Genomic DNA, 26,725 nt, shown 5'->3' on the forward strand with positions numbered 1-26,725 from the left:
CCCATCCCGGCACCATGGATCCTGAAGCAAAACCGAACCCGACCAGAACCGTCGAACTGGCGATCGAGGGCATGACGTGCGCCTCCTGCGTGAACCGGGTGGAACGCAAGCTCGGCAAGATCGAAGGAGTCCGGGCAAGCGTCAATCTGCCCCTGGAGTCCGCCGTCGTGCTCGTCCCGGACGGCGTCACGAACCAGCAGCTGGTGGACACGGTGAAGGCCACCGGCTACAAGGCCCGGGTGAAGCCGCAGCCGCACTCCGCGCCCGGCCCACGGCACGGGGATAGGGGCCACGGGCTCGACGGGAACCCGGAGGCGGACCACGGTACCGGCCCCGGCGACCAGGACCACCACGACCGCTCCGGGGACGCCGGCCGGGGTGACGACGGCGAGCACGCCGCCCACGCCGATCACGTGGAGGGTGAGGACCACATGGCCCACGGCGGCACCGCCGGCCAGCTGCGTCCGCGCCTCTGGACGGCCGCCGTCCTGACCTTGCCGATCTTCATCTCGATGATCCCCGGCGCGCAGTTCCCGCACTGGGGCTGGGTTGCCTTCGCGCTCAGCATCCCGGTGGTGTTCTGGGCGGCCTGGCCGTTCCACCGCGCCGCGGCGGTCAACGCCCGGCATTTTGCCTCCACGATGGACACGCTGGTGTCCCTCGGCGTGCTGGCCGCCTTCTTCTTCTCCGCCTGGCAATTGGTCATGGATCCGATGCTGACCGAACACGTGGGCGGCAACATGGCCGAGCACGAACTGTACTTCGAGGTGGCCGTCGTCGTGGTCACCTTCCTGCTGCTGGGCCGCTATCTGGAAGCCAACGCCAAGCAGCGGGCCGGCGACGCCCTGAAGTCGCTGCTGAACCTGGGCGCGAAGGACGCTACCGTGCTGCGGGACGGCGCCGAGGTGAAAGTGGCGGCCGCCGACCTGGTCCCGGGCGACATCATGGTGGTCCGGCCGGGCGAAAAGATCCCCACCGACGGTTACGTGGTGGACGGTCACTCCGCCGTCGACGCGTCGCTGCTCACCGGCGAATCCGTGCCGGTAGAAGTGGATGTGGACGACACGGTCACCGGTGCCACCATCAACACCTCCGGCCGCCTGCTGGTCCGTGCCACCCGGGTCGGCTCGGACACCACGCTGGCGCAAATGGGCCGGCTGGTCAGCCAGGCGCAGGCCGGCAAGGCCCCGATTGCCCGGCTGGCCGACCGGATCAGTTCCGTCTTTGTCCCGGTGGTGCTGGTCATCGCCGTCGTCACTTTCATCCTCTGGATGGTTTTCACCGGCGACCTCCAGGCGGCATTCACCGCGGCCGTGACGGTGCTGGTGATTGCCTGCCCCTGTGCGCTCGGGCTCGCCACGCCTACCGCACTGCTCACCGGCACCGGCCGGGCTTCGCAGCTGGGCATCCTGATCAAGGGGCCGCAGATCCTCGAGGACACCCGGCACGTGGACACCATCGTGCTGGACAAGACCGGCACCGTGACCACCGGGCGGCAAGCGGTGGAGGGCGTGCTGGCCCTGGCGGACCGCGGCGAAGACGAGGTCCTGCTGCTGGCCGGCGCGGTCGAGGCCGGCTCCGAACACCCGATCGCGCTGGCCATCGTTGAAGCGGCCCGCAAGGTCGCGGCCCGCACCGCCACGCCGTCCGGCGAGACGGCCGGCGAGGATGCGCTGCCCGCCCTCTCCGACTTCCACAGCACGGCGGGCGGCGGCGTCCGCGGCAGCATCACCGAACGCGACGGACGCGCCAGCACCGTCGTCGTCGGCCGCAACAACTGGATGGACGAGAACGGCATCGCCCTCACCGACGCCCACCGCGGAACCCTGCTGGAGCAGCAGCAGGCCGGGTCCACGGCGGTCTGGGTTGCCGTCGACGGCACCATCGCCGGAATAGTCAGCCTGCAGGACACCGTGAAGGAGAACTCGGCGGCCGCCATCGCACGGTTCAAGAACCTGGGGCTGCACCCCATCCTGCTCACCGGCGACAACGCAGCGGTGGCCGCCGGGGTGGCCGCCGAGGTCGGCATCGCCCCCGGGGACGTCTTCGCCGACGTACTCCCCGAGGAGAAGGTGGCCGCGATCAAGCGGCTGCAGGACGAGGGCAAGACGGTGGCAATGGTGGGCGACGGCGTGAACGACGCCGCCGCGCTGGCCCAGGCCGACCTGGGCATCGCCATGGGCGCCGGCACCGACGTGGCGATCGAGGCCGCGGACCTGACCGTGATGGGCAGCGACCTCGGCCAGGTGGTGCAGTCCATCGAGCTCAGCCGCCGGACGCTCTCCACCATCAAGTCGAACCTGTTCTGGGCCTTCGCCTACAACACGCTCGGGATCCCGGTGGCCGCGCTCGGGCTGCTCAACCCGATGATCGCCGGGGCCGCGATGGCCGCCAGCTCCGTGCTGGTGGTGGCCAACTCCCTGCGCCTGCGCCGCTTCGGACGGTAGCGGGCGGGGGCGGCAACCCGCCGGGCGGCTCAGCAGCCTTCCGGCTCACCAGCCTCCCGGCGGGCCGCCTCCCGGCGCCGGGCCTAGACGGCGGCCCCGTAGCGGACGGCGGCGCGGGCACGGGCCTTCGCGGCTTCTTCCTCACGGTTCTTCGGCGGCGCCGCGGTCACCAGGTCGTCGAGCAGGTGGGCGGTGATGTGCGCGATGTCGTGCACCGCCCGGTTGAATGCTTCCTCGTTCGCCTTCGACGGCTTGTTGCTGCCGCTGACCTTGCGCACGTACTGCAACGCGGCGGCCTCGATTTCGGCGTTCGTGGCGGCGGGCTCGAAGTTGTGGAGCTGGCGGATATTCCGGCACATGTCGAACCTCCGGTTCGGATCGTGGATGCTGGCTGGTTCCAGTTTGCTCCCCCGCCGCGTTATCGCACCACCCCGGCAGGGCACCGCCTCCGGCTTCCTCGACCACTGGCCCGCCACCCTCGGAAGGAGCACAGTAAGTGGTGAGGGAGTCCCACTCGACCGGGGCAACCCGAGCTGGACAGGAGACCATCATGAAAACAGCAGTCCTCGGAACCGGCAGGGTCGGCCAAACCATCGCGGCCCGCCTGGCCGAGCTCGGCCACGCCGTCACCATCGGAACCCGCGATCCCGAAGCCACGCTGTCCAGGACCGAGTCAGATGCCATGGGTACCCCGCCCTTCACCGTCTGGGCCGCCGACAACCCCGGCATCGGAGTCACCCGCTTCGCCGACGCCGCAGCCGGGGCGGAGCTGATCATCAACGCAACCAACGGCAGCGCCTCGCTGGACGTGCTGACCCAGGCCGGGGCCGAGAACCTCGACGGCAAAGTCGTGCTCGACATCGCCAACCCCTTGGACCCCAGCACCGGGATGCCCCCGACCCTCTTCGTCAAGGACACTGATTCCCTCGGCGAACAGATTCAGCGCGCCTTCCCGGCCGCGCGCGTCGTGAAGTCCCTCAACACGCTCACCGCCGACCTCCAGGCGCGCCCCGGGCTGCTCTCCGACCCCGGAACGGTCTTCGTGTCCGGAAACGACGCCGACGCCAAGAATACGGTCACCGAGCTCCTGAAGGCCTTCGGACATCAGGACGTGATCGACCTCGGCGACATCACTACCGCCCGCGGCGCCGAAATGCTCCTGCCGGCCTGGCTCCGCCTCTGGGGCGCGCTCGGCACGCCCCGCTTTAACTTCAAGATCGTTCGCTAGCCCGCTGGAGATACTTCCGGTTCACCGCCGGTTTAGGGCCGCGCAGCTCATCCGCCCGGACCAGCACCACGCCCGCCACGATCAGAGCGCCGCCGACCAACTGGATGGCCGCGGGCAGCTCGCCCAGCAGCAGCCAGGCCCAGATGACGGCGAAGAGCACCTCGGTCAGCGAGACGAAGGAAGCCACCTTGGTACCGAGCGCCCGGGCGGCCATGATGCCGGTGACATAGGACAACACCGTGGACAGCAGCACCAGCCCGACCAGCGGCACCCACCACTGGGTCTGCCAACCGGCCAGCTCGACGCCGGCCGTGCTGAAGGACATCGGCAGGATCTGCACCGCGCCCAGGACGACGATGGCCACACCGCCCACCAGCAGGCCGCCGGCGGCCAGCACCAGCGGCGGCAGCGAGTCGTTTTGCTTGGCGGTGATGAAGAAGTAGACCACCAGGCACACGGCGGCACCCAGCCCCCACAGTACGCCGGCAACGTCCAGCTTGACCGGCCCAAAGACGTCGAGGACGAGCATGAGGCCGGCCACCGCAAGCACGGTACCGGCGATGGTCGCGGGCCGCGGCAGCCGGCGGCTGGTCAGCCAGAGCCACAACACAATCAGCACAGGCGCCAAAAACTCCAGCAGCAGCGCCACCCCCACTGAGAGGCTGGCAACGGCATTGAAGTAGAAAAGCTGGCAGCCGGCCACGCCGATTAGCCCGAACAGCCCGATGGTCTTCCAGTTTTGCCGCAGTTGGTCCCACCGGCCGCGCAGCATGAACGCGGCGGGCAGGGACAGCACCAGCGCCGCGGCCACCATGCGCACAGCCACCGCCGAGCCCGGCGTCCAGCCGGCCTCAAGAAGCGACTTGGCGAAGGGTCCCGAGAGTCCGAAGATCGCCGAAGAGGCCAGGGCGATGCCGACGCCGGCCACGGCGGAGCCGGGGCGCGGCGGGGCTGTCTGGGTACGCTGTTCGGCGGCGGTGGAGGCCATGACGGATCCTTGGGGAAGTGCGGGTTCGCTCCCGGCGCAGAACAGGTCTGTCAGGAGTCATGAGCGGTATACTACTGACAATATCGCCGCCACTGTCAGGGGTCAATGTGGTCTTTGCTCATGACACCGAGCACTCGCTGGTGGATGCGGCCCGGCTGATCAATACGGCCGAGGTCTTCCCGGACACCCTCGCCAGCGTAGCGGATCTCGATGCCCTCGTGGCGGACTTCGGCTTCACCGGCTCGCGCACGCATACGACGGCGGAGCTGGAGGCGGTCCGCGCCCTGCGCCCCGTGCTCAAGGAGGTCTGGTCCGCGACGGAGGACCGCGCCGTCGTCGTTGTCAATACGATCTTGGCCGACGCCGGCGCCATCCCGCAGCTGGTCAAACACGACCAGTGGGACTACCACCTGCATGCCACCAGCCCGGACGCGCCGCTGGAGGTCCGCATGGCCGTGGAGGCGGCGATGGCGCTGGTGGACGTGATCCGCGAGAAGCAGCTGGACCGGCTGCGGATCTGCGCCGCGGACGACTGCACCGCGGTGCTGGTGGACCTGTCGAAGAACCGGTCGAAGCGTTTTTGCGATACCGGCAACTGCGCCAACCGCACACACGTGGCCGCCTATCGGGCCCGCAAGTCGGCCGCCAACGGTTGACCGGAGGACGGTACTAGCGGCTGCCGGCGGAGTAGGGCGGGCCGGGATCGAGGTCGATGACCGTCCGCAGCGGCGGCAGCAGCGAATCTTCCCAGCTGGCGGTGAACACCAGGTCGTCCGGGCCGTTCAGCCGGCTGTTGGATTCGATGACCGGCCCGTGTTCGTAAAGGTACGCTGCCACGTTGAAGGCCAGTTCCACCATCTGGTTCGGATCCTTGTCGCGGAAGTGCACCTGCACGTCCGGCAGGCCCAGCTGGTACATGCCCAGGCTGTCCACCACCATGGCGCCCTCGTCGTTGCTGACCAGGAAGAACCGCATGTTCACCGGGCCCGCCAGCGGGTGGGCCGCCTCAAGCTCCAGGGGGTCCCGCCAGTGCGAGTTGTGCAGCCACCGGACCGCCGCCGGCCGCGTCTCGGCGGCCAGCAGGCGCAGCACCCGCTGGAAAGACTCGACCCGCGGCTTGGGTTCGAAGCCGCTGGCCACCACCTCCGTGACCAGGATGCGGTGCGTGCAGCCGGGAACCTGCTGCTCGGCGTCCGGCCAGGACCAGCTTTGGTCCGCGGGGGTTGCCGCCAGCGCCTCGGCCGCGGACAGCGGCCCGCGGGGAACGGCCACTCCGGTGCTCAGCCGGATCGTTTTCACACCGGAGACGCCGTTGATGTCGAAGGAGTGCGCGGCGTGCGGCAGCAGGGCTACGCCGTCGGAAAAGGAGGCGCCGGGGAATTCCTCCGCCAACCGCGACTGGAGTTCCTCACTGAAGAGCAGGGGATCCGACCGGTACCACAGCTCCGCGGCCACCGTGGTCTTGGCCTCGGGCGGTTGTCCGCCGCCGGTCGCCGCGGTGTCGCCGGGATCTGCCGGGACGGGCAGGTGCGGGGAAGGCTGGCCGGAAGTCATGCTGCCATGCTCGTCGGGTCCGGCCGGGCCGGCGCCAGGCATTAGCGGCGCGCGTCGCCGTCGTCGTCGTTCCCCGAAAGGCGGTTGGTGGCCTCGGGGTTCGCGGCGGCCTCCGCCGCCTGCTGTTCTTCCACCTGGGCCCGGCTCTGCGGCGTACCTGGGGCCGGAACGGTGCCCGCGCCGCCGGGGATCTTCGAGGAGACCCGATGGATCCCGGAGCCCTCGCTGAGGTGGCTCGGGTTTTCCTTGGTGGACATGGTCAGCACCGCAACGATCAGCAGCGAGGCGATGAAGGCGATGCCGGCCGCCGTCACGCCAAGGTCCCAGCGCAGCAGGTTTCCGGACCCGCCGGTGGCAAAGACCATGGTCAGCGTGCCGGCGATCACGGCCAGTACAGCCGAGAAGATCAGCGGGCCCTTGACGGACATCCGTCCTTCGCCCGGACGGCCAGACGCATTCTTGCCCACGATGATTTCCTCCTGCTGACGGGTAAAGCCTGCATCCAGTCTACCGGCCGTAGAAGTTGCCGCGCAGGCACCAGTGGCGCCGGCCACACCCGCGGGCGATATTCAGCCGGCCGTGGGATGTCTGGCGTCGTGGCGCAGGCTGAGGGCGGCGATCAGCAGGACGACGGCGATGATGATCGCCGCCCCGCCCAGCACCCCCAGCAGCGCATGCGGGCCCAAGTGTGCGAAGAAGGGCAGCGCGACGCCGAAGCCCACGGACACGGCACCGGTGATCAGCCAGTCGCGGGCCAGCACGGACCCGGCCTCACCGGCCGCGGCAGCCGCCGGGTTCCCGGGAACCTCGTGGCAGCGGGTCGGTCGATTGCTCCACCAGAGCATCAGCTCGGCCCCGCCGGAGACCAGCAGCGCCGCGGTGGCCAGCACGGTGAACATCGGCACCGTCTGCAGGGCGCAGGTCAGGATGCCGGCCACCGCGAGTACGGCGGCCTGCAGGAGCAGCAGCTGGCGGTGGGCCGCAGCGGCCGGCTTGCGCGCCAGCAGCCAGACCGCCCCGCCGCTGAGCAACAGGAACAGCCCGCCGGCCAGTGCCATCACGGTGCGGTCGGGTTCCTGCCAGAAGATGGTGGTGGCGCCAAAGGCTGCGGCCACCAGGGCGCGGATCAGGACCGGCTGCCAGAACACGGCCGCCTGGGTAGTACTCGGGATCGTCACGGTTCAAGCCTAGTGTGCCCCGGTTACCATCCACGCATCGTTGCGGACCCGCCAGCCGAGCGTGACCGCGCGGGCCGCGGTGTAGCCGAGCCCGAAGGCCGCCCACAGCCAGACGAGTCCCGCCGTGCCGGTCAGCCCGGCCGTGGCCACCCACACCAGCAGGGGCGCGTACGCCAGCAGGTTCACCACGCCGGCAATGGCCAGGTACCGCGCGTCGCCGGCGCCGATCAGCACGCCGTCGAGGACGAAGACGAGACCGCAGATCGGCTGGCTCAGGGCCAGCAGCCAGATCGCGGCCGTGAACGCCTGATGGACGGCCGGGTCGGATGTGAACACCCAGCCGAGCACCGGCGCCACCGCCGCCAGCAGCAGGCCGGTCACCACGCCGAATCCCACTCCCCAGACGATCATCCGGCGGGTCAGCGAGTGTGCCAGCGCCTTGTTCGAGGCCCCCAGTTCCTTCCCGATCAGGGCCTGCGCGGCGATCGCGATGGCGTCCAGCGCGAAGGCCAGGAAACTGTACATCGTCATCACGAGCTGGTGGCCGGCCAGGCTTACCGGGCCCTGCGAGGTGGCCACAAAAACGGTGGCGAGTACCGCAATTCGCATGCTCAAGGTCCGGAGCATCAGCCAGGATCCCACCTGGGTGGTGGCCTTCAGGCCGACCCAGGTGGGCCGCAGCCGCACGCGGTGCCTGACGGCTCCGCGGTAGACGATGACGAGGTAGACCGCCGCCATGGCCCACTGGACCAGGCTGGTGCCCATGGCGGACCCGGCCACCGAAAGCCCCATCCCGTAGACCAGCAGGAAGTTCAGTCCGATGTTGGCGAGGAAGCCGATGCCGGCGACCAGCAGCGGGGTCTTGGTGTCCTGCAGGCCGCGCAACACCCCGGTGGCCGCCAGCACGATCAGCATGCCCGGCAAGCCGGGCATCGACCAGCGCAGGTAGTCCACCGCGAACCCCTGCACCTGCCCGTTGGCCCCCATGGCCGCGGTCAGGTCCGGGGCGAAAGCCCAGCCGGCGGCGGCCAGCACCACGCCGACGGCCAGCGCAAGCCAGATGCCGTCTCGGCCAACGCCGTAGGCCTCCGACAGCCGGCCCGCTCCCATCAGCCGTGCCACCGCTGGCGTGGTCGAGTAGGCGAGAAAGATCATCAGTGCGACGACGGTCTGGACCACGGTGGCGGCCAGCCCCATTCCGGCCAGTTCCGCCACCCCGAGGTGTCCCACGATGGCCGAATCGGCCGCCAAAAACAGCGGCTCGGCGATCAGGGCGCCGAAGGCGGGGATGGCGAGTGCAAGGATTTGCCGGTTCAGGCTCCGTCCCTGCCGCTGTACGGCTGTCTTCTCCGGGTTCACGCCCACCAGCTTAGGCCCCTTGCAGCCCGGATTCCGGCGTGACGAACCGGCAACCCCCGTCATTCGGCGCCGCGCCCCCGCAGGGCGAGCACCGCCGTCGTACCGGCGATGACGGCGAGCGCGGCGGTAAACGCGACGACGCCGGTCCAGCCGAACCGACCGAAGAAGAGGCCGCCGGCCCAGCCGAGCAGGCTGGACCCGGCGTAGTAGAAGAGGTTGTAGAGGCTGGACGCCTGGGCCGCGCCGACCGTCGCCAGCCGCGGCGTCCAGCCCGACGCGACCGAATGCGCGGCGAAGAATCCGGCCGTGAATACCACCAGCCCCAGGAGGATCAGCGCGAGCGAATCGGCGAGGGTGACCGCCAGCCCGGCAATGCTGACCACGATCCCGCCCAGCAGCACGGGCAACCGGCCGGTCCGCGCCGTCAGGCCGCCGGCCACCCGGGAACTCACGGTGCCGGCCAGATAGGCCAGGAACAGCAGGGAGGCCAGCGACGCGGGCAGGGAAAACGGCGGCGCCTCCAACCGGAAGCCCAGATAGTTGTAGACGGCGACGAATCCGCCCATCAGCAGGAATCCCTGGGCATAGAGCGCCAGCAGCGGCGCCGAGCGCAGGTTCGCCAGGACCCGCTGCCCCAGCCCGGGCTCCTGCCCGCGCACGATCGGCCGGAAACCGCGCGGGGCCGGTGCCAGCCGCACGAACAACACGGCGGCGAGCGCGGCGGCGGCGCTGACCGCCAGCACGCCGGCGCGCCAATCGGCCCACTCCCCCACCGGCCCGGCGATGAGGCGGCCGGCCAGGCCGCCCACGGTGGTGCCAGCCACGTAGGTGCCGGCCGCGACCGCCGCGTGCAGCCGCTGCACCTCCTCGTTCAGGTAGACCAGTGCGACGGCGGGGATGCCGCCCAGCGCGGCGCCCTCCAGGAAGCGCAGCGCCAGCAGGGCGGGAAAATTCGGCGCCAGCGGCAGCGCCAGGCCCAGGATCACGGCGGCGCTGATCGCCCACGTCATGGTGCGCTTGCGGCCGGCTCGGTCCGCCACCGCGGACCAGGGCATGACGGCCAGGGCCAGGCCGATGGTGGCGGCGGAAAGACTGAGCGCGGCATCGGCCGCGCTGACCTGGAAGGTTCGGGCGATGCCGGGCAGCACCGCCTGCACCGAATACAGTTGGGCGAACGTGGCGAAGCCGCCGAAGAGCAGCGCCAGGAGCATGTTGCGGTAGCCCGGGCTGCCTTTCGGGTGGCCTGCCCAGGGCTGTTCCGCGCTACTCACGCCTTCGATGCTATGCCGGAGGCCACCGCCGGCAGGAGTTGTACGGTCCCCTCCCGAGGTTGCAGTCCGCCGCAGCCGCCCCCTTAGGCCGGAATGATGCGTACGGGAATGGATTGCCAGCCTCGCAGCGTGTTGTGCAGGAAGGGCACGGGTTCGCCGGTGAACTCGATGGTCTTCACACGTTTGGCCAGGGTGGTCAGCAGCACGTCCATTTCCAGCCGCGAGATAGGCTGGCCGACGCATTGGTGGATTCCCATGCCGAATCCCAAATGACCGCCGGCCTGCCGGTCAATCCGGTACTCGTGGGCGTCGGGTCCCCAATGCTCCGGATCGCGGTTGGCCGCGCCGACAAAGACCGCCACCTTGGTATCGGCCACCAGCTCAATACCGTGCAAGACAGTATCGCGGCTGGTGGTGCGGAAGAAGGACTGGAAGGGTGACTCGTACCGGAAGGCCTCGTCGATGGCGAATTTGGTCAGCCGGGAATTCTCGTGGACCTTGGCCCACTCCCCCGGATGCTGTGCCAGCGCAGCCAGCGTGTTGCCGATCGAGAAGATGGTGGTGTCCAGCCCCGCCGAGAGCATGGCCCGCACGAGCAGCGCAGCCTGGGCTTCGGTGATCTCGCCGCGGTCGGCGTAGTCCCAGATCTGTGCCCCCAAGCTTCCCTCCGCCAGTCGCTCCCGGGCTGTATTGGCCATGGCCCAGTCATTAGTGCCGGCGCCCAGGCGGAAGAACTCCTTGGACCGCTCGTCGTCCGGGCCGAAAGTGCTGAAGTTCATCGCACCGAGCGCGAGCAGGTTTTCGGCCCGCCCCGCGCGGGGAATTCCCACCGCGTCGCCAAATACCCGCAGCGGGAAGACCTGAGCGAAGTCGGTCACGGCGTCGAACTCGCGTAGCTGCAGCACCTGCTCCACCAGCTCGTCGGCGAACTCCTGGAACTGCCCGCGCAGCGCCCGGGTTCCCTTGGGGGAGATCACGCCGGCCATCGCCTGGCGCATGGCGGTGTGGAGGGGCGGGTCGGACTCCATGATGCCCTGCGGACGCCATGACGGTTCGTGGTGGAGGTTTTTCGGCCCCGCGCCGGCACCGGAAATAAAGGTGGCGTGGTCGTCGAGGATGTCCTTGCACGCACCGAAACGGGTGAACGCCGGCACACCGTACTTGTCCAGCCACACCCCAGGTCCGGCTTGGCGCATCCGCTCGAACAGCGGATACGGGTCGGTCAGGTTCGCGTCCGAATACGGATCGTCGGAAATGGCGGGGGCTGCTGCCACCGGCAAGTCGGTTGTCATTGGAGCCTCACTCATCGTTGCGGCAGGGAATGGACTCAACGTAGCGGTGTTTTGAGACTGAAGCGGAATCCCATTCTCATTCTGTGAGAATGGCAATTGCCGGTGGGGCCAGCCTCGGTGGAGCATCGCTGGAGTGCCCCGGATGCCGGAAGGTCTGTGAGGAGGTTGGGTTGACATCATTCGAGCGCGGACTGGCCATTTTGGCCGAGGTCGCTGCCGACGGCGATGCCACCATCGACGCGGTGGCCAGCAAGCTGGGCATCCCGCAAAGCACCGCCTACCGGTACTTCAAAACGCTCAAGGACCGCGGCTTCGTCCAGGAAGACGGGGGGCGCTACCGGCCCGGTCGGGCCCTGCTGGAACTCACCGGGCGGCACCACGTTCAGTCCCACCTCGCAGAGGTGGGCACGGCAGTGCTCAAAGATGTGGTTGATGCGGTGGGCGAGACGGCCGTCTTGATCATCCGGGTAGGCACCCAGGCCATGTGCCTGCGACGGGTGGAGCCGGATAAGTCGCTCAAATACACCTTCGCAATTAACGAAATGCTGCCGCTGCATGCCGGGGCCGGGCAGCGGATCCTGTTGGCCTGGGCGCCGCGGGACGTCGTCCGCCAAGTGCTGGACCGCCAGCTGCCGCGGTTCACGGACCACACTCCGACGGCCGAGCAGGTTCAGGCGGCCTTGCCGCAGATCCGCGCCGCGGGCCGCGCCGTCTCACGCGGCGAGCTCGATTCGGGCTCGGTATCCGTCGCAGTGCCGGTCTTCTGCCGCGGCGAGGTGGTTAGTTCGCTCAACGTCGCCGGCCCCGAAAGCCGTTGCGGCGCCACAGCCTGGATCAATTCCGCGCTCAATGCCTTGGGCTGCGCCGCCCGGAACCTCACCGAATCGCTCGAGTCCACGACCAGTTTTCAATCAACCAGGGAGATCGCCGATGAACACCCAGACCGTCACTGAAACCCCCGTCGTAGTGGGGATCAGCCGCACTACGCTCGAAGATGTGATCCAGGTGGCGCGGTTCCGCCGGCCGGTGGAGATCTCCGACGAGGCGCTGGCCCGGATGGAACCAAGCCGGGCCTGGCTCGGATCGGTGGTGGAGCAGATGGAAGCCGGCCACCCTACCGCGCCGATCTACAGCATCAATACCGGTTTCGGTTCCCTCGCCGGACGCAGGGCCTTCGACGAGGCTTCCGACACTGCGGAGCTGTCCCGCCGGCTGGTCCTGTCAAACGCCGCCGGCGTCGGCCGCTACGTGGACGAGGAAGTGGTGCGGGCGACCATGTTCATCCGGATCGTGAGCCTGGTCCAGGGTTACTCCGGCATCCGGGCGGAGATTGTCACCACCTTGGCGGAAATGCTCAACCGCGGTGTCTGCCCTGCCATCCCCGAGTACGGCTCGCTGGGCGCCTCGGGGGACCTGATTCCGCTGGCGCACGTGGCCATTGTGATGACCCGCCCGCACACCGGCGAAGACGAGGAACTGGACTCCGGCGAGGCTTTCCTGGACGGCGCCATAACCAGCGGCAAGAACGCGATGGCCGCCGCCGGTCTGGACCGGCTGCCGCTGGGCGCCAAGGACGGCCTGGCACTGCTCAACGGCACCTCCTTCTCCTGCGCCCAGGCGGCTCTTGCCCTGTTCGACGCACAGAACCTGCTGGAAACCGCGCAGATTACGGCCGCCATGACCATCGAGGCGCTGATGGGCTTTGGCGACGCCTTCATCGCCGAACTGCATGAAGCCCGCGGCCAAAAGGGCCAGATCGAGGTGGCCGCCCGAATCCGGGAACTGCTGGCCGGCAGTTCCCTGGTCGATGGCAGCGCCGAGGCCGACCCTGTGCGCCAGCCGCCCCAAGACGCGTACTCGCTGCGCTGCGTGCCGCAGGTCTTCGGCCCGGTCAAGGACACTTTGGAGTTCGCTGCCGGGATCATCGGCAACGAAATCAACGCCGCCACCGACAATCCGCTGATCTTCCCGGCGCTTCCGGCCAGTCGCTCCCTCAAGGCAGTCTCCGGCGGCAACTTCCACGCCGAATACGTGGCCTTCGCCGCGGACTTTATCTCCATTGTGGTCACCGAGATCGGGAACATCACCGAGCGCCGGCTCTTCCGGCTTGACGACGGCACCCTCAACCGCGGGCTGCCGGACATGCTGATCGACAGCGAGCAGACCGGCATGGACTGCGGCTACATGCTTCCGCAGTACCTGGCCGCTGCTCTCGTCTCGGACTCGAAGACCCTCTCGCATCCGGACAGTGTGGATTCGATCCCCACCTGCGCCAACCAGGAGGACCATGTCTCCATGGCCAACAACGCCGGCAGGCACGCCCGGCAGGTCGTGGCGAACATCGAGACTGTGGTGGGGATCGAACTTCTCATGGCCTGCCAAGCCCTGGAACTGCGGTTGGCCAAGCCGGAGACCGCGTCCGCCACGCTGGCACCGGCCAGCCGGGCAGTGCTGGAGATGGTCCGTTCGTCCAAGTCGGCTGACGGCCGCGCGGTAGACCACATTAACAGGGACGTGGTGATGTACCCGCGCGTCCGCACCGCCCGGGATCTCGTCCACGGCGGCGCCGTCGTCACTGCGGTCAATGAGGTGCTGTCCGGCTCGGCCTAGGTTGGGAAGCCGTTCGGCCCGGCGGTGGGAATAGGCCGCCGGAGCCGGCCTTTTCGGAACACAGGAAGCGCCCGCTAACCCCCTGCCACGGGCGTTCGCCGGGCACAATACAAGGAGACACCTGCATGGAAACCGCACCGCACGACGGCTTCTTCGACGTCGAGGTCACCCGGATCGAGCCCGCCTCCGACTCGGTGGTGGCACTGCGGCTACAGCATCCCCGCGGCGAGGCATTGCCTGCGTGGCAGGCCGGCGCGCACGTGGATGTGCTGCTGCCCAACGGGCTGCTGCGGCAGTACTCGCTCTGCTCCCGGCCGGAGGACGACTTCTGGCGCCTGGGCGTGCTGCGCGAACCGGCCGGACGCGGAGGCTCGGCCTGGATTCATGACGAGCTGCGGCCCGGCACCAAGCTGCAGGTGCGCGGCCCGCGGAACAACTTCGCCCTGGAGCCGGCCGGCAGCTACCTGTTCATCGCCGGCGGCATCGGCATCACCCCGATCCTGGCGATGGTTCGGCAGGCCGAGGCCGCCGGCACGGACTGGACGCTGGTCTACCTAGGCCGCAGCCGCACCTCGATGGCCTTCCAGGACGAACTGGCCGCTTACAGCGGGCGCGTCCGCTTCCACGCCGACGACGAGTCCGGCCTCTTCCCGCTCGGACCGCTGCTGGCCAAACTCGACGCCGTCGCCCACGTCTATGCGTGCGGACCCGCTCCGCTGCTGGGCGCGCTCGAAAAACTCACCGCCGACTGGGCGGATCCGGGCAGGTACCACTTTGAGCGCTTTGCTGCCGGTCCCGCCCCCGTGCCGTCCGCGGCGGAAGCAGACAGCGAATTCGTGGTCGAGACGGCTGACGGCACCGAGGTCACCGTCCCCGCCGGCACCACCATCCTGCAGGCCTTGATGGACATCGGCATTCCCGTGCTGAACTCCTGCCGCGAGGGCATCTGCGGCACCTGCGAAACTCCGGTCATTTCCGGCGAACCCGATCACCGGGACAGCCTGCTCTCAGACGAGGAGCGCGCCGCCGGGGACACCATGATGATCTGCGTCTCGCGCTGCAAGGGCAGGCGCCTGGTATTGGATATCTGAGCCGGCCCCGAGCTTCCGCCCCTCCCTGGCCGGTGTCCAACACTTGACCATATCCGGAGCGCTCGATGCTTCACGCATTGAGGGGGCAGCGGCATGCTCCGGCCGGCCTCGCCATTAGACTCGGTGACGAAAGCACGGTTTCCACTGTTACCTCCCACGAAAGAGGATCTTCTTGTCCCAGCTCCAGCCCGGCATGTCCGCCCCCGAGTTCACCCTCTCCGACGCCGACGGCAAGAAGGTCTCGCTGTCCGACTACGCCGGCGGGAACGTGGTGGTCTACTTCTACCCCAAGGCCTCCACCCCCGGCTGCACCACCGAGGCCTGCGACTTCCGCGACAGCCTCAACTCTCTGCAGGCCGCCAACTACGACGTCATCGGCATCTCGCCGGACGGCCCCGAGGCCATCCAGGCGTTCAGCGACGCCGAGGGCCTTACGTTCCCGCTGCTCTCCGACCCCGACTTCGCCGTGGCCAAGGCGTACGGGTCCTACGGCGACAAGGCCTTCGGCGGGAAGGTCTTCACCGGCACGCTCCGCAGCACCTTCGTGATCGGTCCCGACGGAACCATCAAGCACGCCGAGTACGACGTGGACGCCAAGGGCCACGTCGCCCGCCTGCGCGAAACGCTCGGGGTCTAATCCCGGAAACTTTCCAACACACCAAGCACGACGGCGGTGCTGGGCTGGCGCCGTCGTCGCTCCGTTTCGGGCGCCTGCTCCACTAAACAACCGGAGCGTGCGCCCGAACCGGAGCGTGCGCTTAAACCGGAGCAGTCACGCCGGCTTCAGCCGGCCGACTGCCGGCCGCCGCCGCCACCGCCGGTGCGCACCGTCAACCGTGCCGCGGCCGCGGCCCCCAGCACCGCGCAGGAGAACCAGATGGCGCCGCCCGGGCCGAGCGGGGCGGCCACCAGACCCGCCGCCAGCGGCAGCACGACCTGCCCCACCCGGTTGCCCAGCAGCCGCAGCGCCAGCGCCGACCCCCGGGACTCCGGCCGCACCGCGTGGCTGATCAGCGTCATGGTCAGCGGCTGGCCCAGGCCCAGGAGGAAGCCGCCCACGAACAGCGCCGCCGCGGCCACCCAGAACGGCTCCAGAACGAACGGCGTCACCGCGATCGCCGCGCCGGAGCCCAGCAGGCTGACCACCAGCAGTTGGATCCGGGTCCAGCGGTGGACCAGCCAGGGCAGCAGGATCCGCGAGATGATCGACGCGCCGGCGCGCACCGCCAGCAGGACGCCCACCCATAGCGGCGGCACCCCGAGCTCCTCGCCGACCAGCGGCAGGAACGCCACCAGGATGTCGATCACCGAGAGCAGCGCCATGGACGCCAGCATGTTCCAGGCCACGCCGGGCCGCCGCAGGATCTGGCTCACCGGCTCCTTAACTACCGGCTCCCTCGCGGCGCCGCCGTCGTTCTTGCCGCGGCGGAGCCGCCGGGCCGCGGCGCCGGGATGCGCGCCGATCAGCATCACGGGCGCCCCGGCTGCGGCAATGCCGGCCGCCAGCAGCAGGGTCAGGTCGATGGCGCCAAGCCAGCTCGGCCCCACTCCCGCGGTCTCGCTGCCCAGCAGCAGCCCGGCCAGCAGCGGGCCGACCAACTGGCCCAGTGAAAACGCTGCGGTGAACCAGCCGAAACCGCTGTCCATCTGGTTCAGCGGCGCATAGCGCCCGATGGCGGACTGGCCGGCAATGGTGAACACGAGGTGCCCCACCCCGAGCAGGGCCATGGAGATCGCGATGACCGCGAACCCCTGCGCCAGGGCCAGCCCCAGCGTGGCCACCGCCAGCAGGGCCGCACCCAACGCGACCATGCCCTTGAGCGACGGAATCCGGTCGCTCACCCGCCCCAGCCACAGCGCCGCCACCACCGGCAGCACGGCGTAGACGGCGGTCACCACGCCGATGACTGCCGCGTCTCCGCCCAGGGCCAGCAGCTTGTACGAAACCACCGGCCGCGACACGTTCAGGGACGTCTGGGTCAGCACGGCGGCCGCCATCAGGACCCAAAGCCAGAGGCGGGAGCCGGGCTGGTTCGGCGGATGCGTGCTCATGTCCTCGTTCCTGCAGTACGGCCGGCCTCCCCATTCTGCCCCGCGCCCGGCCGTTCGTCGCAAAACCGTTGCGCAGCCGGTGCCCCGGTGGTCGAATGGGTGGCATGGCTACTGGGGAGACGGTCCTGGCGATCGGGACCAAGAAAGGGCTGTGGCTGGCTACCAGCCGCGACCGGACCAATTGGTCCCTGTCCGGCCCGCACTTTTTGATGAACGAGATCCCCAGCATCGGGATCGACCAGCGCGGCGGCTCGACCCGCCTGCTGGTGGGAGCCCGCTCCGAACACTGGGGGCCCACGATCTTCCGCTCGGAGGACCTCGGCGAGACCTGGACCGAACCGGAGAACGGCGCCATCCGCTTCGGCGACAACGACGGCGCCGCGGTGGAGCGGATCTGGCAGATCCAGCCCGACGCCGCGGACCGGCCGGGCGTTGTCTGGGCCGGCTGCGAACCGATTTCGGTCTGGAAGTCCACCGACGGCGGTGAGCACTTCGAGCTCAACCGCAGCCTGTGGGAACACCCGGACAAGGACCAGTGGGGGGCCGGTTACGGCGGAGCGGCAGTGCATTCGGTCTTGCCGAGCCCGCAGGATCCGGACACCATGCACGTGGCGATGAGCACCGGGGGCGTCTACCGGACCACCGACGGCGGCGCCAGCTGGCAGGCACGCAACCACGGCATCAGCGCCTACTTCATGCCCGATCCCAATCCCGAGGTGGGCCAGTGCGTCCACAAGATCGCCCGGGATGCCGCTGATCCGTCCACGCTCTTCGCGCAGAACCACCACGGCGTCTACCGCTCGGACGATTCCGGCGACAACTGGCAGTCCATCGCCGACGGGCTGCCCACCGATTTCGGTTTCGTCATGCTCACTCATCCGCGCAGGTCCCTGACCGCATGGGTGGTCCCGATCAAGGCCGACGGCGAGCGGATTCCGCCGGACGGGCATCTCGCCGTGCACCGGACCGACGACGGCGGCGCCACCTGGGCGCGTTTCGCCACCGGGCTGCCGGACCAGGATTACAACGTGGTGCTGCGCGACGCGGCCGCCGTGGACACCGGCGATCCGGCCGGCGTCTACTTCGGCACCCGCGGCGGCTCGGTGTACGCCAGTGCCGACGAGGGCGAAGTCTTCGTGGAAGTGGCCTCGGGGCTGCCGGACGTCCTGTGCGTCCGCGCGGCCACCCTGTAAGGAGGAATGCCGTGGTGGGTGTGGCAGAAAAAGCGGTCACCGTCGTTGTGCCCAGCCTGCTGGCCAAGGTGACCGGCGAGCAGCGGGAGCTGACCGTGCCGGCATCCGGCCCGCGATCAGTGGCGGAGATCCTGGACGCCTTGGCCTGCGATTACCCGGTCTTCAACCGCCGGGTCCGCAACGAAACCGGGGCCATCCGCCGCTACGTCAATCTGTATCTCGACGGCGAGGACATCCGCACGCTGCAGGGACCTGCGACGCTCGTGAAACCGGGTCAGGAACTGCTGATTATCCAGTCCGTCGCCGGTGGATAGGATTCACGATTAAGCCGACAATGTGTACCAATAGCCACCGCAACTTGGAGGAGGGACCCGATGACCAGCAACAGCCAGCACGAAGCGGACATCACGGAAGCCAACGAGGCGGACGTGCAGGAACAGGCCCTTCCAGTCCGCAGTGACGACCTGGAACACGAAGCGTCGCCGGCGATGACCTCCACCTGGGAGGCGAACGAGGCGGACCTGCAGGAGCAACTGGAACCGGTCAAGTCCGACGAGGACGACGAGTATCCGCGCGGGGAAGCCGAGTAGCAGCGGTTACCCGAATCGGCCCTGAGCGGCCAAGGCGCGCCGCCCGCTACTCCCCGACCAGTCCGTCCACTGCCTCGCGCAGCAGGTCGGCATGCCCGTTGTGCCGCGAGTACTCCTCGATCATGTGGACCAGGATCCACCGCAGGCCGGGAACCCCGGCAGTGGACCCGGCCGCCGAGCCGGCCCGGTCCAAGCCGCCGTCGGCCAGGGCTTCAGCGGTCAGGGAGCGGGAGCGTGCCACGGCGGCTTTCCACATGCGGCGGAGCTGTTCCGGTGTGTCGTCGCCCGCGGACTGCCAGTCCCAGTCCGGGCTGGCCTTCCAGTCCACAGTGTCCCAGGGTGGCTGCGGGTCCTGCCCGTGCAACCGTACGGAGAACCAGTAGTCTTCGACGAACGCCAGATGCTTGAGCATCCCGCCCAACGTCATGCTCGACGGACCCAGCCGCGCCGCCAGCTCCTTGGCACCCAGGCCGGCGCACTTCCATTCGAAGGTGGCGCGGTGGAACTCCAGGAAACCCAGCAGGGTCTCCGCCTCCCCCGCCGCCAGCGGAGGGTCGGTGCGGCCTTGCTCGTCCACGTCGCTCATGGTCAGCGAGTCTAGCGGCACTGGAATAATGGCCGCATGCGACTTGCAGTTTTCACGGGATCGGCCAGCGGCAGGGACGACGTCTACGCGCGGGAGGCGGAGCGGTTCGCCACGGAACTGGCCTCGCGCGGCATCGGTATCGTGTACGGCGGCGGGCAGGTGGGCCTGATGGGCGTCGTCGCGGACAGTGCGGTGGCAGCCGGCGGCGACGTGGTGGGCGTGATCCCCGAATCGTTGGACAAGACCGAAGTGGGGCACGTCGGGCTGAGCACCCTGCACGTAGTGGACTCCATGCACGAGCGCAAACAAATGATGGCGGACCTGGCCGACGCCTTCGTGGCGCTTCCGGGCGGCATCGGAACGCTGGAGGAGATCTTCGAGGCCTGGACGTGGCTTCAGCTCGGGATCCACGAGAAGCCCGTCGCCTTCCTGAACATCAACGGTTTCTGGGACCAACTGCTGGCGACCATCGACGGCCTGGTCGCCGGCGGCTTCCTCAAGCAGGACTACCGGGATGCGGTCATCGTGGCCGGCTCCGCCGCCGAACTGCTGGACGCGATCGAGGGCTGGACGCCGCCGGTGCGCAAGTGGCGGGACCCCGGCGAGCGGAGCCGCATCTAGCGGCCTGGAGGGGAAAACAGACAGCGCCACTCCCGTCCGGGAGAGGCGCTGTCGGGGGTAGCAGACGGCCGGGAGATCCCGCCGTCGTACCGGGTGAGGCGTTGAAGCCTAGGGGAAGAACTTGTCCAGTTCCGCCGGCTTCTGCAGCGTGCCGTACTTCAGGGCGGCGTCGGCGAGCTTCTGCGCCGCCTCCATGTTGAAGTCCTTGCGGAACGTGGGCAGGGCCATCTCCGCGCGGGCGTCTTCGTCGATCTTGGTGTAGGTGCCCACGATCTCGCGGACCTCGTCCGGGTTCTCCTGCGCGTACTCCAGCGAGCGGTTCATCGCGGCCTGGAACTTCTTGACCAGCTCCGGATCGCCGGAGACCGTCTCGCCGGTGGCGAAGTAGCCGGAGATGTCCAAGTTCTTGTCGAAGTCGGCGAAGTTGTAGGAGATTACGCGGCCGCCGTCCTCGACTGCCTGGGACAGGAACGGGTCCAGGATCCACGCGGCGTCAACCTGACCGTTGGCCAGCGCGGCCGGGGCGTCCGGGAAACCGATCTCGACGAACTTCACGCTCTCGGGGTCGCCGCCGTCGGCCTCGATCACGCTGCGGATCGTGGTGTCGCCGATGTTGGAGAGGGTATTCACGGACACGGTCTTGCCGGCCAGGTCCTTGGGCGACTTGATGTCCGAATCGCCCTTCACCACCACCCCGCCGAAGTCGTGCGAGGTGTCTCCCGAGGTGGAGTTGCCGTTGGCCACCAGCTGGATGTCCAGGCCCTTGTCGTTGGCAACCATGACCGAGACGACGTTGCCGAAGGCGAAGTCGAACCCGCCGCTGACCACGGCGGGGATGGCCGCCGCGCCGCCGGCGACGTTCTGGATGTCCAGGTCCAGGCCCTCTTCTTCGAAGAAACCCTTCGAGTCACCGAGCCACAGCGGGGCGGTGTCCACAATCGGAATCACGCCAACGGTCACCTTGGTCAGGTCGCCGGCGCCGGCGGATTCGTTCCCCCCGGCCTCGTTGCCTCCGCCGCTGGGCGATCCGGATCCACAAGCCGCCAAGCCAAGCGCAGAGACACCGGCCAGCAGCGTCAGGAATGTTCGCTTCATGTCACTTCCTCAGTTCGAAAAAATCAAGTGACAGCGCCCGCGGATCTCCCCCAACCGGAGAGCGCGGTCATTGCGCTGCCACCGGGGACCACTATGTCACGGCTCACACCGCGCGGTCGCCGCGGGTACGGAATGTGACGCGTCACCCACTTTATTCGCGTCCCCACCCCCTTTGTTCGCGTCGCCCCCGCCCCCGCTGGTTCGCGCCACCCTCTGCGCGCGCCACCCATTCTGCTCGTCATCGCCCCAGCCCCCGCCGGTTCGCTCCACCCACTCTGCTCGTCGTCGCCCCCTTGTTGCCGGGCCTGCCAGCACTCGCCCTCACCGGGCAGCGAGTTGCTCCTTGACCTGCTTGCGCAGCACCTTGCCCAGGATCGACTTGGGCAGCTCCTGAACCGCGACGATTTGGCGCGGGACCTTGTACGCGGCCAACCGGCCGCGGCAGTAGTCCCGCAACCCCTGTTCGTCCAGCCGGACGGCGCCTCCGGGGCGAAGCACGACGACGGCCGCCACCTCCTCGCCGCCCTCCGGGCGCGGAAGGCCGACCGCCGCGGCCTCCACGACGTCGGGGTGTGAGCGGAGGGCGTCTTCGACTTCGGACGGCGAGACGTTGAAGCCGCCGGTAATGATCAGTTCCTTCACCCGGTCGACGATGCGGACGTTGTGCTGCGCGTCCACGGTGACGATGTCGCCGGTGCGCACCCAGCCGCCGTCGAGCAGGACCTCCGCCGTTTCCTCCGGCTTGCCCCAATACCCCTGGAAGACCTGCGGGCCGCGGATCAGGAGTTCGCCCGGCTGTCCCCGCGCGACGTCGCGCGCCGGGTCCTCCGGGTCAACCACCCGCATCTCCGTGCTGGGGAACGGGACACCGATCGTGCCGTTCTGCCGCGTCGGCGCGAACGGGTTGCCCAGGGCCACCGGCGAGGTCTCCGTCATCCCGTAACCCTCCACCAGCAGGCCGCCGGCGGTCTCCTCCCACAGGTCCACGGTGGCCTGCGGCAGGTTCATGGCACCCGAGATGGCGAACCGCACGGACCCCAAATCCACCCGGCGCTTCCTGGCCTCCCGGGCGGTGCGCTCGTAGATGGGCGGCACCGCGCAGAAGATGGTGGGCGGGGTCTTCTTCGCCGCTGCCAGCACCAGGTCCACGTCAAACTTGGGAAACAGGACCACCCGGGAGCCGATGAGCACCCCGAACGTCAGGTGCAGGGTCATCCCGAAGGCGTGGAACATCGGCAGGATCGCGTACATGACCTCCTTGCCCTCGGACACGCCGTGCATCCACGCGCGGCCCTGCTCCGCGTTGGCCCGCAGGTTCCGGTGCGTGAGCATGGCGCCCTTGGGTTTGCCGGTGGTGCCGGAGGTGTACTGGATGGCCGCCAGGTCGGTCACCGCCGGCCGGGGGTGCGACTTCTTCAGCGGCCTGGCCTGCAGCAGCCTCTCCCACGTCACGGTTCCCTTAACCCGGGTGGTCAGCGCCTTCCGCGCGGTCCTGGCCGCCGGGACGGGCAGTCGCAGGGCCAGGCGCTTGGCCCGGGGCATCGCACGGGCGAGGTCCACTGACACGATCGACTTAACCTTGATGTCCGGCGGAAACGCCTGCACCTTGGCCACCACGTTGTTCCAGACAATGGCAACCGTCGCCCCGTGGTCCTCGAACTGGTGGCGGAGTTCTCGCTCGGTGTACAGCGGATTATGTTCGACGACGACGGCGCCCAGACGCAGCACGGCGTAGAAGGCCACCACGTGCTGGGGGCAGTTCGGCAGGATCAAGGCCACGCGGCTGCCCGGGCCTACGCCAAGCCGGCGCAGGCCTTCCGCCGCCCGGTCGATCTGGCGGCCCAGCTCGCGATAGCTGGTCGTGGCGCCGAAAAAGTCGAGGGCCGTCTTCCTCCGGAACCGGCGGACCGAGTCTTCCAGCATGTGCGACAGGGATTCTGTCGGTACATCGATCTCGGCCGGCACGCCTGGCTGGTAGTTCTGCAGCCACGGGCGATTCTCAACGGTGGACACAGCAGCGGCCCGTCCTCTCACTCGGTTGCTACCAGTCTAGGGCGCGTCTTTTGGGCCCAACCAGCAGCGCCCCGTCCTCCTGACGGAGAACGGGGCGCTGCTGGTGCATGCCGGATTACTGCGCGGGCAGCTGCAGAACCTGGTCCACGAAGATCAGGTTCGGATCGGAAACGGTGTCCGCGTTGGCGGCGAACAACTCCTGCCATCCGCCCTGAAGGCCCAGGGACTGGGCGATCTTGCCCAGGGTGTCGCCGGGCTGCACGGTGTAGGTTTCGCCGCTGACCGCCGGTGCCTGGACCGCGGGTGCGGCCGGTGCCGGGGCCGGAGCCTGGGCGACCGGTGCCTGCTGGACCGGCGCCTGGGCGACCGGTGCCTGCTGGACGGGTGCCTGCTGGATCTGGGCCGACTGGCTGCTCACCTGCGACCCTCCGCCGCCGCCGGCCAGGCCCAGCTTGGACGAGCAGGCGGGCCAGGCGCCCCAGCCCTGGCTGTCCAGGACGTTCTCGGCCACGGCAATCTGCTCGGCGCGGCTTGCATCAGCGGCAGAACCGCTGCCCCCGTTAGCCGCCCACGTCCCCGGGGCGAACTGCAGTCCGCCGGAGTAGCCGTTGCCGGTGTTGATGTTCCAGTCGCCGCCGGATTCGCACTGGGCCAGTGCGTCCCAGGTTGCCCCATCGGCGGCGTTCGCGGCCGGTCCGACCAGCGCAACGCTGGCTCCTGTCAGGGCGACGGCGGCGAGGCCGCCACGCAGGGCACGGCTGAGGTTCAGGTTTTTGTTTGGATTCACAATGCTCCGTTGAGGCCGCCTCGTGCTCAGTCCGTCCCCGAACGTCTCCGCACCGCCGTCAGCCACTCGCATAATCGAGGTCATGTGGACGTCTGCCATTCTGACGGCGAAAGGCGTGGGCAGCGTCCGGGCATTCCATGGGTAGTTCATGCCGGAAGTTCCGGCATCCCCTGGCACGGTCATCTCGCCCGCGCACGAACTGCACGTTACCGTAAAGTAACCAACGTTGCAAAACCGTGATCTGCCACCAGCGTGTCGGTGCGCGCGGCGGCTCGAATTACGGCTAGGCGCGCCCGCGCCCCTATGGGCCCTTCCCACTGCCCGGCCCAGCACGTAGCGTGGGGATTCCTATTCGATCGGAAGGTTTTCCCATGGCAGAGAATCCCAGTCCCATTGACATCCAGAAGGCGCTGGGCGGCGTGGACTACCCGGCATCCGCCGCCGACCTGGTGAAGAAGGCGGAACAATCCGGAGCCGGGGACGACGTCCTCTCGGCGCTCAAGAATCTCCCCGACAAGCAGTACGAAAGCCCGGCCGAGGTCAGCAAAGCGGTAGCCGGCAACTAGCGCCCCCGGCCGGCAGTCCTGTCCACCGGCACCACCTCGACGTCGAAGAGGCGGCCGCCGTAGGCCGTCGCGGTCATGTACGTGCAGACCGGCTGGCGGCGGCGGTCCGTGGGCGAACCCGGGTTCAGCAGCCGCAGGCCGCCGGGCGCCGTGGTGTCCCAGGGGATGTGGCTGTGGCCAAAAACCAGCACGTCGGCATCCGGGAAGCGGGCTTGGCAGCGCTGTTCGCGCCCCTTTGCCGACCCGGTTTCGTGCACCATGGCGAACCGGACCCCGGCAATCGTCGCCCGGGCAATCTCCGGCAGTCGCGCGCGCAGGTCATCGCCGTCGTTGTTGCCGTACACCCCGACCAGCCGCCGGCTCCGCTCTTCCAGGTCGTTGAGCAGCCCGGCGGTGACCCAGTCGCCGGCGTGGAAGACGACGTCGGCCGCCTCCACCGCGTCCCACACCTGGTCCGGGAGGTGCCGTGCCCGCTTCGGCACGTGGGTGTCCGCCAGCAGCAGCAATGAGGTGGCCATACCGGCATCCTCGCATATTGGGTCAGAGGCCGAAGGCCATCCGCAGCCCGAGCGCCAGCATGACGACGGCGATCAGTCCGTCGAGCAGGCGCCAGGAGCCGGGCCGGGCGAAGAAGGGCCGCAGCAGCCGGGCGCCGAAGCCGAGGGCGCCGAACCAGATGAGGCTGCCCGCCACGGCGCCGGCGCCGAAATACCAGCGCAGTTCCGGCCCCTGGGTGTTGGCGATGGAACCGAGCAAGAGGACCGTGTCCAGATAGACGTGCGGGTTCAGCCAGGTCAGGGCCAGCGCCGTGGCAGCCGTTGCGGCCAGTCCCCCGCCGGAGCGATTGGCCGAGGCGGTCAGCACGCCCGGCCGGATTGCCCGTTTGGCGGCGAACACCGCGTAGGCCAGCAGGAACGCCGCGCCGCCCAGGCGGATGACGTCCACAACCGCCGGAGCGGCCTGAATCACGGCACCGATGCCGGCAATGCCGGCGGTGATCAGCACTGCATCGGACACCGCGCAGATGAGAACGACGACGCCGATGTGCTCGCCGCGGATGCCCTGGCGCAGCACGAAGGCGTTTTGCGCCCCGATGGCGACGATCAGGGCCAGCCCGGTTCCCAGGCCCAACAAAACGGTGGGAGCAATAGCGGTGGTCACAACAGTCGACGCTACTGACAACCCGAGCATCAGTACAGCTAAAGAAACTTGCGTTACGTAAGCTGGCCTTATGCAGCCCTTCCAATTCGACCACCTGGCGACCTTCGCCGTCGTCGTTCAGGAGGGCAGCTTCGATGCCGCCTCCCGCGTGCTCCACGTCACGCCTTCGGCCGTGTCCCAACGGATCAAGGCGATGGAGCAAGCGGCGGGGCAGGTCCTGTTGCAGCGCACCGCTCCGGTGCGGCCGACTGCGGCCGGAGACGTGGTGCTGCGGCTGGCGCGGCAGGTGCGGGTCCTGCAGGCCGATGCGCAGCGCGAACTCGGCGGCGACGGTGACGGCGTGGCCCTGCCGCTCGTGGTGAACGCGGATTCGCTGGCCACGTGGTTCCTGGGCGCGCTGGCCCGCATGCCGCGCGAGCGGGGCGTGTTTTTCGAAGTCCACCGCGAAGACGAGCAGCATTCGACCTCGTTGCTGCGGGCAGGACGGGTGACGGCGGCGGTGACGGCGACGCCGGAACCGGTCCAGGGCTGCTCGGTGGAGGCCCTCGGCGCGCTGCGCTACCGGGCGGTGGCGAGCCCGGCCTACTTGGAGCACTGGCGGCCGGCCGGGACCGGGCACGACGACTTGGCGTGGCTTGCGGCCGCGCCGGTGCTGGATTTTGACCGCAAGGACGACCTGCAGGAGCGCTTCTACCGGGAACTGACCGGCGTTACGCTGGGGGCGCCGCGGCATTATCTGCCCGCGTCGGCGGAGTTTGCCGCTGCGGTCCGGCTGGGCCTTGGCTGGGCCCTGCTGCCGGAGCAACAGTGCCTGGCGGACGTCCGCGACGGGACGCTGCACGAACTGGCACCCGACCTGCCGGTGGACGTGCCGTTGTACTGGCAGCGCTGGAAAATCAGCTCGCCGGTCCTGGACGAACTGACTGCCTGCGTTCGGCTGACCGCCCGGGAACAGCTGCGGCAGCACTAGCCCCCCCCCCCCCGCGCCCGGAAATCCCGCGGTGCGCGGTGCCTCCGCCCGCCGCCTAGGGTGCCGTTCTCTG

General features: G+C 69.0%; 28 protein-coding genes. 13 read left to right on the forward strand and 15 right to left on the reverse strand.

All coding sequences use genetic code 11. The features are described 5' to 3' along the window. Window positions 1-14 precede the first annotated feature (14 nt). Window positions 15-2,447, forward strand: a complete 2,433-nt coding sequence (locus AC5RWG_RS09530; RefSeq protein WP_494166816.1) for a heavy metal translocating P-type ATPase — start codon at window positions 15-17, stop codon at window positions 2,445-2,447. Window positions 2,448-2,530: 83 nt separating this feature from the next. Here AC5RWG_RS09530 and AC5RWG_RS09535 read toward each other — a convergent pair whose 3' ends face one another. After that, a complete protein-coding gene (locus AC5RWG_RS09535; protein WP_494101803.1) occupies window positions 2,531-2,806 on the reverse strand; it encodes a DUF2277 domain-containing protein in 276 nt (91 codons plus the stop codon). Between the two features lie 191 nt (window positions 2,807-2,997). On the opposite strand from AC5RWG_RS09535, the gene AC5RWG_RS09540 reads away from it, so the two are divergent. Then, the gene (locus tag AC5RWG_RS09540; RefSeq protein WP_494166817.1) at window positions 2,998-3,675 is read left to right on the forward strand and encodes an NADPH-dependent F420 reductase; all 678 of its coding nucleotides are present in this window, start codon (window positions 2,998-3,000) and stop codon (window positions 3,673-3,675) included. Here AC5RWG_RS09540 and AC5RWG_RS09545 read toward each other — a convergent pair. After that, window positions 3,659-4,663, reverse strand: a complete 1,005-nt coding sequence (locus AC5RWG_RS09545; protein WP_494001087.1) for an EamA family transporter — start codon at window positions 4,661-4,663, stop codon at window positions 3,659-3,661. The genes AC5RWG_RS09540 and AC5RWG_RS09545 overlap by 17 nt on opposite strands. 107 nt (window positions 4,664-4,770) lie before the next feature. On the opposite strand from AC5RWG_RS09545, the gene AC5RWG_RS09550 reads away from it, so the two are divergent. Continuing rightward, a complete protein-coding gene (locus tag AC5RWG_RS09550) occupies window positions 4,771-5,319 on the forward strand; it encodes a CGNR zinc finger domain-containing protein (RefSeq protein WP_494001088.1) in 549 nt (182 codons plus the stop codon). A gap of 13 nt (window positions 5,320-5,332) precedes the next feature. On the opposite strand, the gene AC5RWG_RS09555 is transcribed toward AC5RWG_RS09550, so the two are convergent. The 6 genes from AC5RWG_RS09555 to AC5RWG_RS09580 form a co-directional block, all read right to left on the reverse strand. Next, the gene (locus AC5RWG_RS09555; protein ID WP_494001089.1) at window positions 5,333-6,217 is read right to left on the reverse strand and encodes a DUF4261 domain-containing protein; all 885 of its coding nucleotides are present in this window, start codon (window positions 6,215-6,217) and stop codon (window positions 5,333-5,335) included. A 41-nt stretch (window positions 6,218-6,258) separates the two neighbouring features. Beyond that, a complete protein-coding gene (locus tag AC5RWG_RS09560) occupies window positions 6,259-6,684 on the reverse strand; it encodes a hypothetical protein (RefSeq protein ID WP_494001090.1) in 426 nt (141 codons plus the stop codon). 102 nt (window positions 6,685-6,786) lie between these two features. Then, window positions 6,787-7,395: a hypothetical protein gene (locus tag AC5RWG_RS09565; RefSeq protein ID WP_494001091.1), complete on the reverse strand. Its 609-nt coding sequence runs from the start codon at window positions 7,393-7,395 to the stop codon at window positions 6,787-6,789. 9 nt (window positions 7,396-7,404) lie between these two features. After that, window positions 7,405-8,760, reverse strand: coding sequence for an MATE family efflux transporter (locus AC5RWG_RS09570; RefSeq protein ID WP_494166818.1), 1,356 nt, complete (start codon window positions 8,758-8,760; stop codon window positions 7,405-7,407). Between the two features lie 53 nt (window positions 8,761-8,813). Then, window positions 8,814-9,965, reverse strand: coding sequence for an MFS transporter (locus AC5RWG_RS09575; protein WP_494167112.1), 1,152 nt, complete (start codon window positions 9,963-9,965; stop codon window positions 8,814-8,816). Between the two features lie 143 nt (window positions 9,966-10,108). Beyond that, complete coding sequence (locus AC5RWG_RS09580) at window positions 10,109-11,317, reverse strand: cytochrome P450 (RefSeq protein ID WP_494166819.1); 1,209 nt, start codon at window positions 11,315-11,317, stop codon at window positions 10,109-10,111. Window positions 11,318-11,487: 170 nt separating this feature from the next. On the opposite strand from AC5RWG_RS09580, the gene AC5RWG_RS09585 reads away from it, so the two are divergent. The 4 genes from AC5RWG_RS09585 to bcp all read left to right on the forward strand — a co-directional run bounded on the left by AC5RWG_RS09585 (window position 11,488) and on the right by bcp (window position 15,655). Further along, the gene (locus AC5RWG_RS09585; protein WP_494166820.1) at window positions 11,488-12,270 is read left to right on the forward strand and encodes an IclR family transcriptional regulator; all 783 of its coding nucleotides are present in this window, start codon (window positions 11,488-11,490) and stop codon (window positions 12,268-12,270) included. After that, window positions 12,248-13,927: an HAL/PAL/TAL family ammonia-lyase gene (locus AC5RWG_RS09590; RefSeq protein WP_494166821.1), complete on the forward strand. Its 1,680-nt coding sequence runs from the start codon at window positions 12,248-12,250 to the stop codon at window positions 13,925-13,927. Before AC5RWG_RS09585 ends, AC5RWG_RS09590 begins: the two co-directional genes overlap by 23 nt. A gap of 125 nt (window positions 13,928-14,052) precedes the next feature. Next, complete coding sequence (locus AC5RWG_RS09595) at window positions 14,053-15,018, forward strand: PDR/VanB family oxidoreductase (protein WP_494166822.1); 966 nt, start codon at window positions 14,053-14,055, stop codon at window positions 15,016-15,018. 172 nt (window positions 15,019-15,190) lie between these two features. Beyond that, the gene (gene bcp, locus AC5RWG_RS09600) at window positions 15,191-15,655 is read left to right on the forward strand and encodes a thioredoxin-dependent thiol peroxidase (protein WP_494166823.1); all 465 of its coding nucleotides are present in this window, start codon (window positions 15,191-15,193) and stop codon (window positions 15,653-15,655) included. Between the two features lie 146 nt (window positions 15,656-15,801). Here the strand turns inward: bcp and AC5RWG_RS09605 are convergent, their stop codons facing one another. Further along, a complete protein-coding gene (locus AC5RWG_RS09605) occupies window positions 15,802-17,070 on the reverse strand; it encodes an MFS transporter (RefSeq protein ID WP_494049285.1) in 1,269 nt (422 codons plus the stop codon). A 95-nt stretch (window positions 17,071-17,165) separates the two neighbouring features. Here AC5RWG_RS09605 and AC5RWG_RS09610 point away from each other — a divergent pair, with 95 nt between their 5' ends. The 3 genes from AC5RWG_RS09610 to AC5RWG_RS09620 are packed head-to-tail and all read left to right on the forward strand — an operon-like array spanning window position 17,166 to window position 18,853. Further along, window positions 17,166-18,263 carry a WD40/YVTN/BNR-like repeat-containing protein gene (locus AC5RWG_RS09610; RefSeq protein ID WP_494166824.1) on the forward strand — a complete coding sequence of 366 codons (1,098 nt, stop codon included), beginning with the start codon at window positions 17,166-17,168 and terminating at the stop codon, window positions 18,261-18,263. Window positions 18,264-18,274: 11 nt separating this feature from the next. Further along, a complete protein-coding gene (locus AC5RWG_RS09615) occupies window positions 18,275-18,577 on the forward strand; it encodes a MoaD/ThiS family protein (RefSeq protein ID WP_494166825.1) in 303 nt (100 codons plus the stop codon). Window positions 18,578-18,637: 60 nt separating this feature from the next. Further along, a complete protein-coding gene (locus tag AC5RWG_RS09620; protein WP_493979815.1) occupies window positions 18,638-18,853 on the forward strand; it encodes an Rv3202a family protein in 216 nt (71 codons plus the stop codon). Between the two features lie 46 nt (window positions 18,854-18,899). On the opposite strand, the gene AC5RWG_RS09625 is transcribed toward AC5RWG_RS09620, so the two are convergent. Then, a complete protein-coding gene (locus AC5RWG_RS09625; RefSeq protein WP_494166826.1) occupies window positions 18,900-19,439 on the reverse strand; it encodes a DinB family protein in 540 nt (179 codons plus the stop codon). 36 nt (window positions 19,440-19,475) lie between these two features. Here AC5RWG_RS09625 and AC5RWG_RS09630 point away from each other — a divergent pair, with 36 nt between their 5' ends. Continuing rightward, window positions 19,476-20,060 (forward strand): LOG family protein, encoded by a 585-nt coding sequence (locus AC5RWG_RS09630; RefSeq protein ID WP_494166827.1) that lies wholly within the window; start codon window positions 19,476-19,478, stop codon window positions 20,058-20,060. Window positions 20,061-20,168: 108 nt separating this feature from the next. Here AC5RWG_RS09630 and AC5RWG_RS09635 read toward each other — a convergent pair whose 3' ends face one another. From AC5RWG_RS09635 to AC5RWG_RS09645, 3 genes are all read right to left on the reverse strand, one after another. Beyond that, window positions 20,169-21,155, reverse strand: coding sequence for an ABC transporter substrate-binding protein (locus AC5RWG_RS09635; protein ID WP_494166828.1), 987 nt, complete (start codon window positions 21,153-21,155; stop codon window positions 20,169-20,171). A gap of 321 nt (window positions 21,156-21,476) precedes the next feature. Further along, window positions 21,477-23,168 carry a long-chain-fatty-acid--CoA ligase gene (locus AC5RWG_RS09640; protein ID WP_494166829.1) on the reverse strand — a complete coding sequence of 564 codons (1,692 nt, stop codon included), beginning with the start codon at window positions 23,166-23,168 and terminating at the stop codon, window positions 21,477-21,479. 115 nt (window positions 23,169-23,283) lie between these two features. Continuing rightward, complete coding sequence (locus AC5RWG_RS09645) at window positions 23,284-23,955, reverse strand: transglycosylase family protein (protein ID WP_494076588.1); 672 nt, start codon at window positions 23,953-23,955, stop codon at window positions 23,284-23,286. 371 nt (window positions 23,956-24,326) lie between these two features. Here AC5RWG_RS09645 and AC5RWG_RS09650 point away from each other — a divergent pair, with 371 nt between their 5' ends. Next, entirely contained in the window at window positions 24,327-24,521 is a 195-nt protein-coding gene (locus AC5RWG_RS09650; protein ID WP_493979809.1) for a DUF2795 domain-containing protein, read from the forward strand. On the opposite strand, the gene AC5RWG_RS09655 is transcribed toward AC5RWG_RS09650, so the two are convergent. Then, window positions 24,518-25,039, reverse strand: coding sequence for a metallophosphoesterase family protein (locus AC5RWG_RS09655; protein WP_494166830.1), 522 nt, complete (start codon window positions 25,037-25,039; stop codon window positions 24,518-24,520). The two genes, AC5RWG_RS09650 and AC5RWG_RS09655, sit on opposite strands and share 4 nt — an antisense overlap. A gap of 22 nt (window positions 25,040-25,061) precedes the next feature. Further along, entirely contained in the window at window positions 25,062-25,712 is a 651-nt protein-coding gene (locus AC5RWG_RS09660) for a LysE/ArgO family amino acid transporter (RefSeq protein ID WP_494001108.1), read from the reverse strand. Between the two features lie 40 nt (window positions 25,713-25,752). Between AC5RWG_RS09660 and AC5RWG_RS09665 the strand changes: the two genes are divergently transcribed. Next, window positions 25,753-26,652: a LysR family transcriptional regulator ArgP gene (locus tag AC5RWG_RS09665; RefSeq protein WP_494049282.1), complete on the forward strand. Its 900-nt coding sequence runs from the start codon at window positions 25,753-25,755 to the stop codon at window positions 26,650-26,652. The last annotated feature ends 73 nt before the right edge of the window (window positions 26,653-26,725 follow it).

Source organism: Arthrobacter sp. Y3221160 (assembly GCF_059092585.1).

Excerpts from the sequence above, each read along its gene's own strand:
- AC5RWG_RS09530 (WP_494166816.1), top strand. The coding sequence starts at position 15 with ATGGATCCTGAAGCAAAACCGAACCCGACCAGAACCGTCGAACTGGCG.
- AC5RWG_RS09535 (WP_494101803.1), bottom strand. The coding sequence starts at position 2,806 with ATGTGCCGGAATATCCGCCAGCTCCACAACTTCGAGCCCGCCGCCACG.
- AC5RWG_RS09540 (WP_494166817.1), top strand. The coding sequence starts at position 2,998 with ATGAAAACAGCAGTCCTCGGAACCGGCAGGGTCGGCCAAACCATCGCG.
- AC5RWG_RS09545 (WP_494001087.1), bottom strand. The coding sequence starts at position 4,663 with ATGGCCTCCACCGCCGCCGAACAGCGTACCCAGACAGCCCCGCCGCGC.
- AC5RWG_RS09555 (WP_494001089.1), bottom strand. The coding sequence starts at position 6,217 with ATGACTTCCGGCCAGCCTTCCCCGCACCTGCCCGTCCCGGCAGATCCC.
- AC5RWG_RS09575 (WP_494167112.1), bottom strand. The coding sequence starts at position 9,965 with ATGCTCCTGGCGCTGCTCTTCGGCGGCTTCGCCACGTTCGCCCAACTG.
- AC5RWG_RS09580 (WP_494166819.1), bottom strand. The coding sequence starts at position 11,317 with ATGACAACCGACTTGCCGGTGGCAGCAGCCCCCGCCATTTCCGACGAT.
- AC5RWG_RS09590 (WP_494166821.1), top strand. The coding sequence starts at position 12,248 with ATGAACACCCAGACCGTCACTGAAACCCCCGTCGTAGTGGGGATCAGC.
- AC5RWG_RS09595 (WP_494166822.1), top strand. The coding sequence starts at position 14,053 with ATGGAAACCGCACCGCACGACGGCTTCTTCGACGTCGAGGTCACCCGG.
- AC5RWG_RS09605 (WP_494049285.1), bottom strand. The coding sequence starts at position 17,070 with ATGAGCACGCATCCGCCGAACCAGCCCGGCTCCCGCCTCTGGCTTTGG.
- AC5RWG_RS09610 (WP_494166824.1), top strand. The coding sequence starts at position 17,166 with ATGGGTGGCATGGCTACTGGGGAGACGGTCCTGGCGATCGGGACCAAG.
- AC5RWG_RS09620 (WP_493979815.1), top strand. The coding sequence starts at position 18,638 with ATGACCAGCAACAGCCAGCACGAAGCGGACATCACGGAAGCCAACGAG.
- AC5RWG_RS09625 (WP_494166826.1), bottom strand. The coding sequence starts at position 19,439 with ATGAGCGACGTGGACGAGCAAGGCCGCACCGACCCTCCGCTGGCGGCG.
- AC5RWG_RS09630 (WP_494166827.1), top strand. The coding sequence starts at position 19,476 with ATGCGACTTGCAGTTTTCACGGGATCGGCCAGCGGCAGGGACGACGTC.
- AC5RWG_RS09635 (WP_494166828.1), bottom strand. The coding sequence starts at position 21,155 with ATGAAGCGAACATTCCTGACGCTGCTGGCCGGTGTCTCTGCGCTTGGC.
- AC5RWG_RS09650 (WP_493979809.1), top strand. The coding sequence starts at position 24,327 with ATGGCAGAGAATCCCAGTCCCATTGACATCCAGAAGGCGCTGGGCGGC.
- AC5RWG_RS09655 (WP_494166830.1), bottom strand. The coding sequence starts at position 25,039 with ATGGCCACCTCATTGCTGCTGCTGGCGGACACCCACGTGCCGAAGCGG.
- AC5RWG_RS09660 (WP_494001108.1), bottom strand. The coding sequence starts at position 25,712 with ATGCTCGGGTTGTCAGTAGCGTCGACTGTTGTGACCACCGCTATTGCT.
- AC5RWG_RS09665 (WP_494049282.1), top strand. The coding sequence starts at position 25,753 with ATGCAGCCCTTCCAATTCGACCACCTGGCGACCTTCGCCGTCGTCGTT.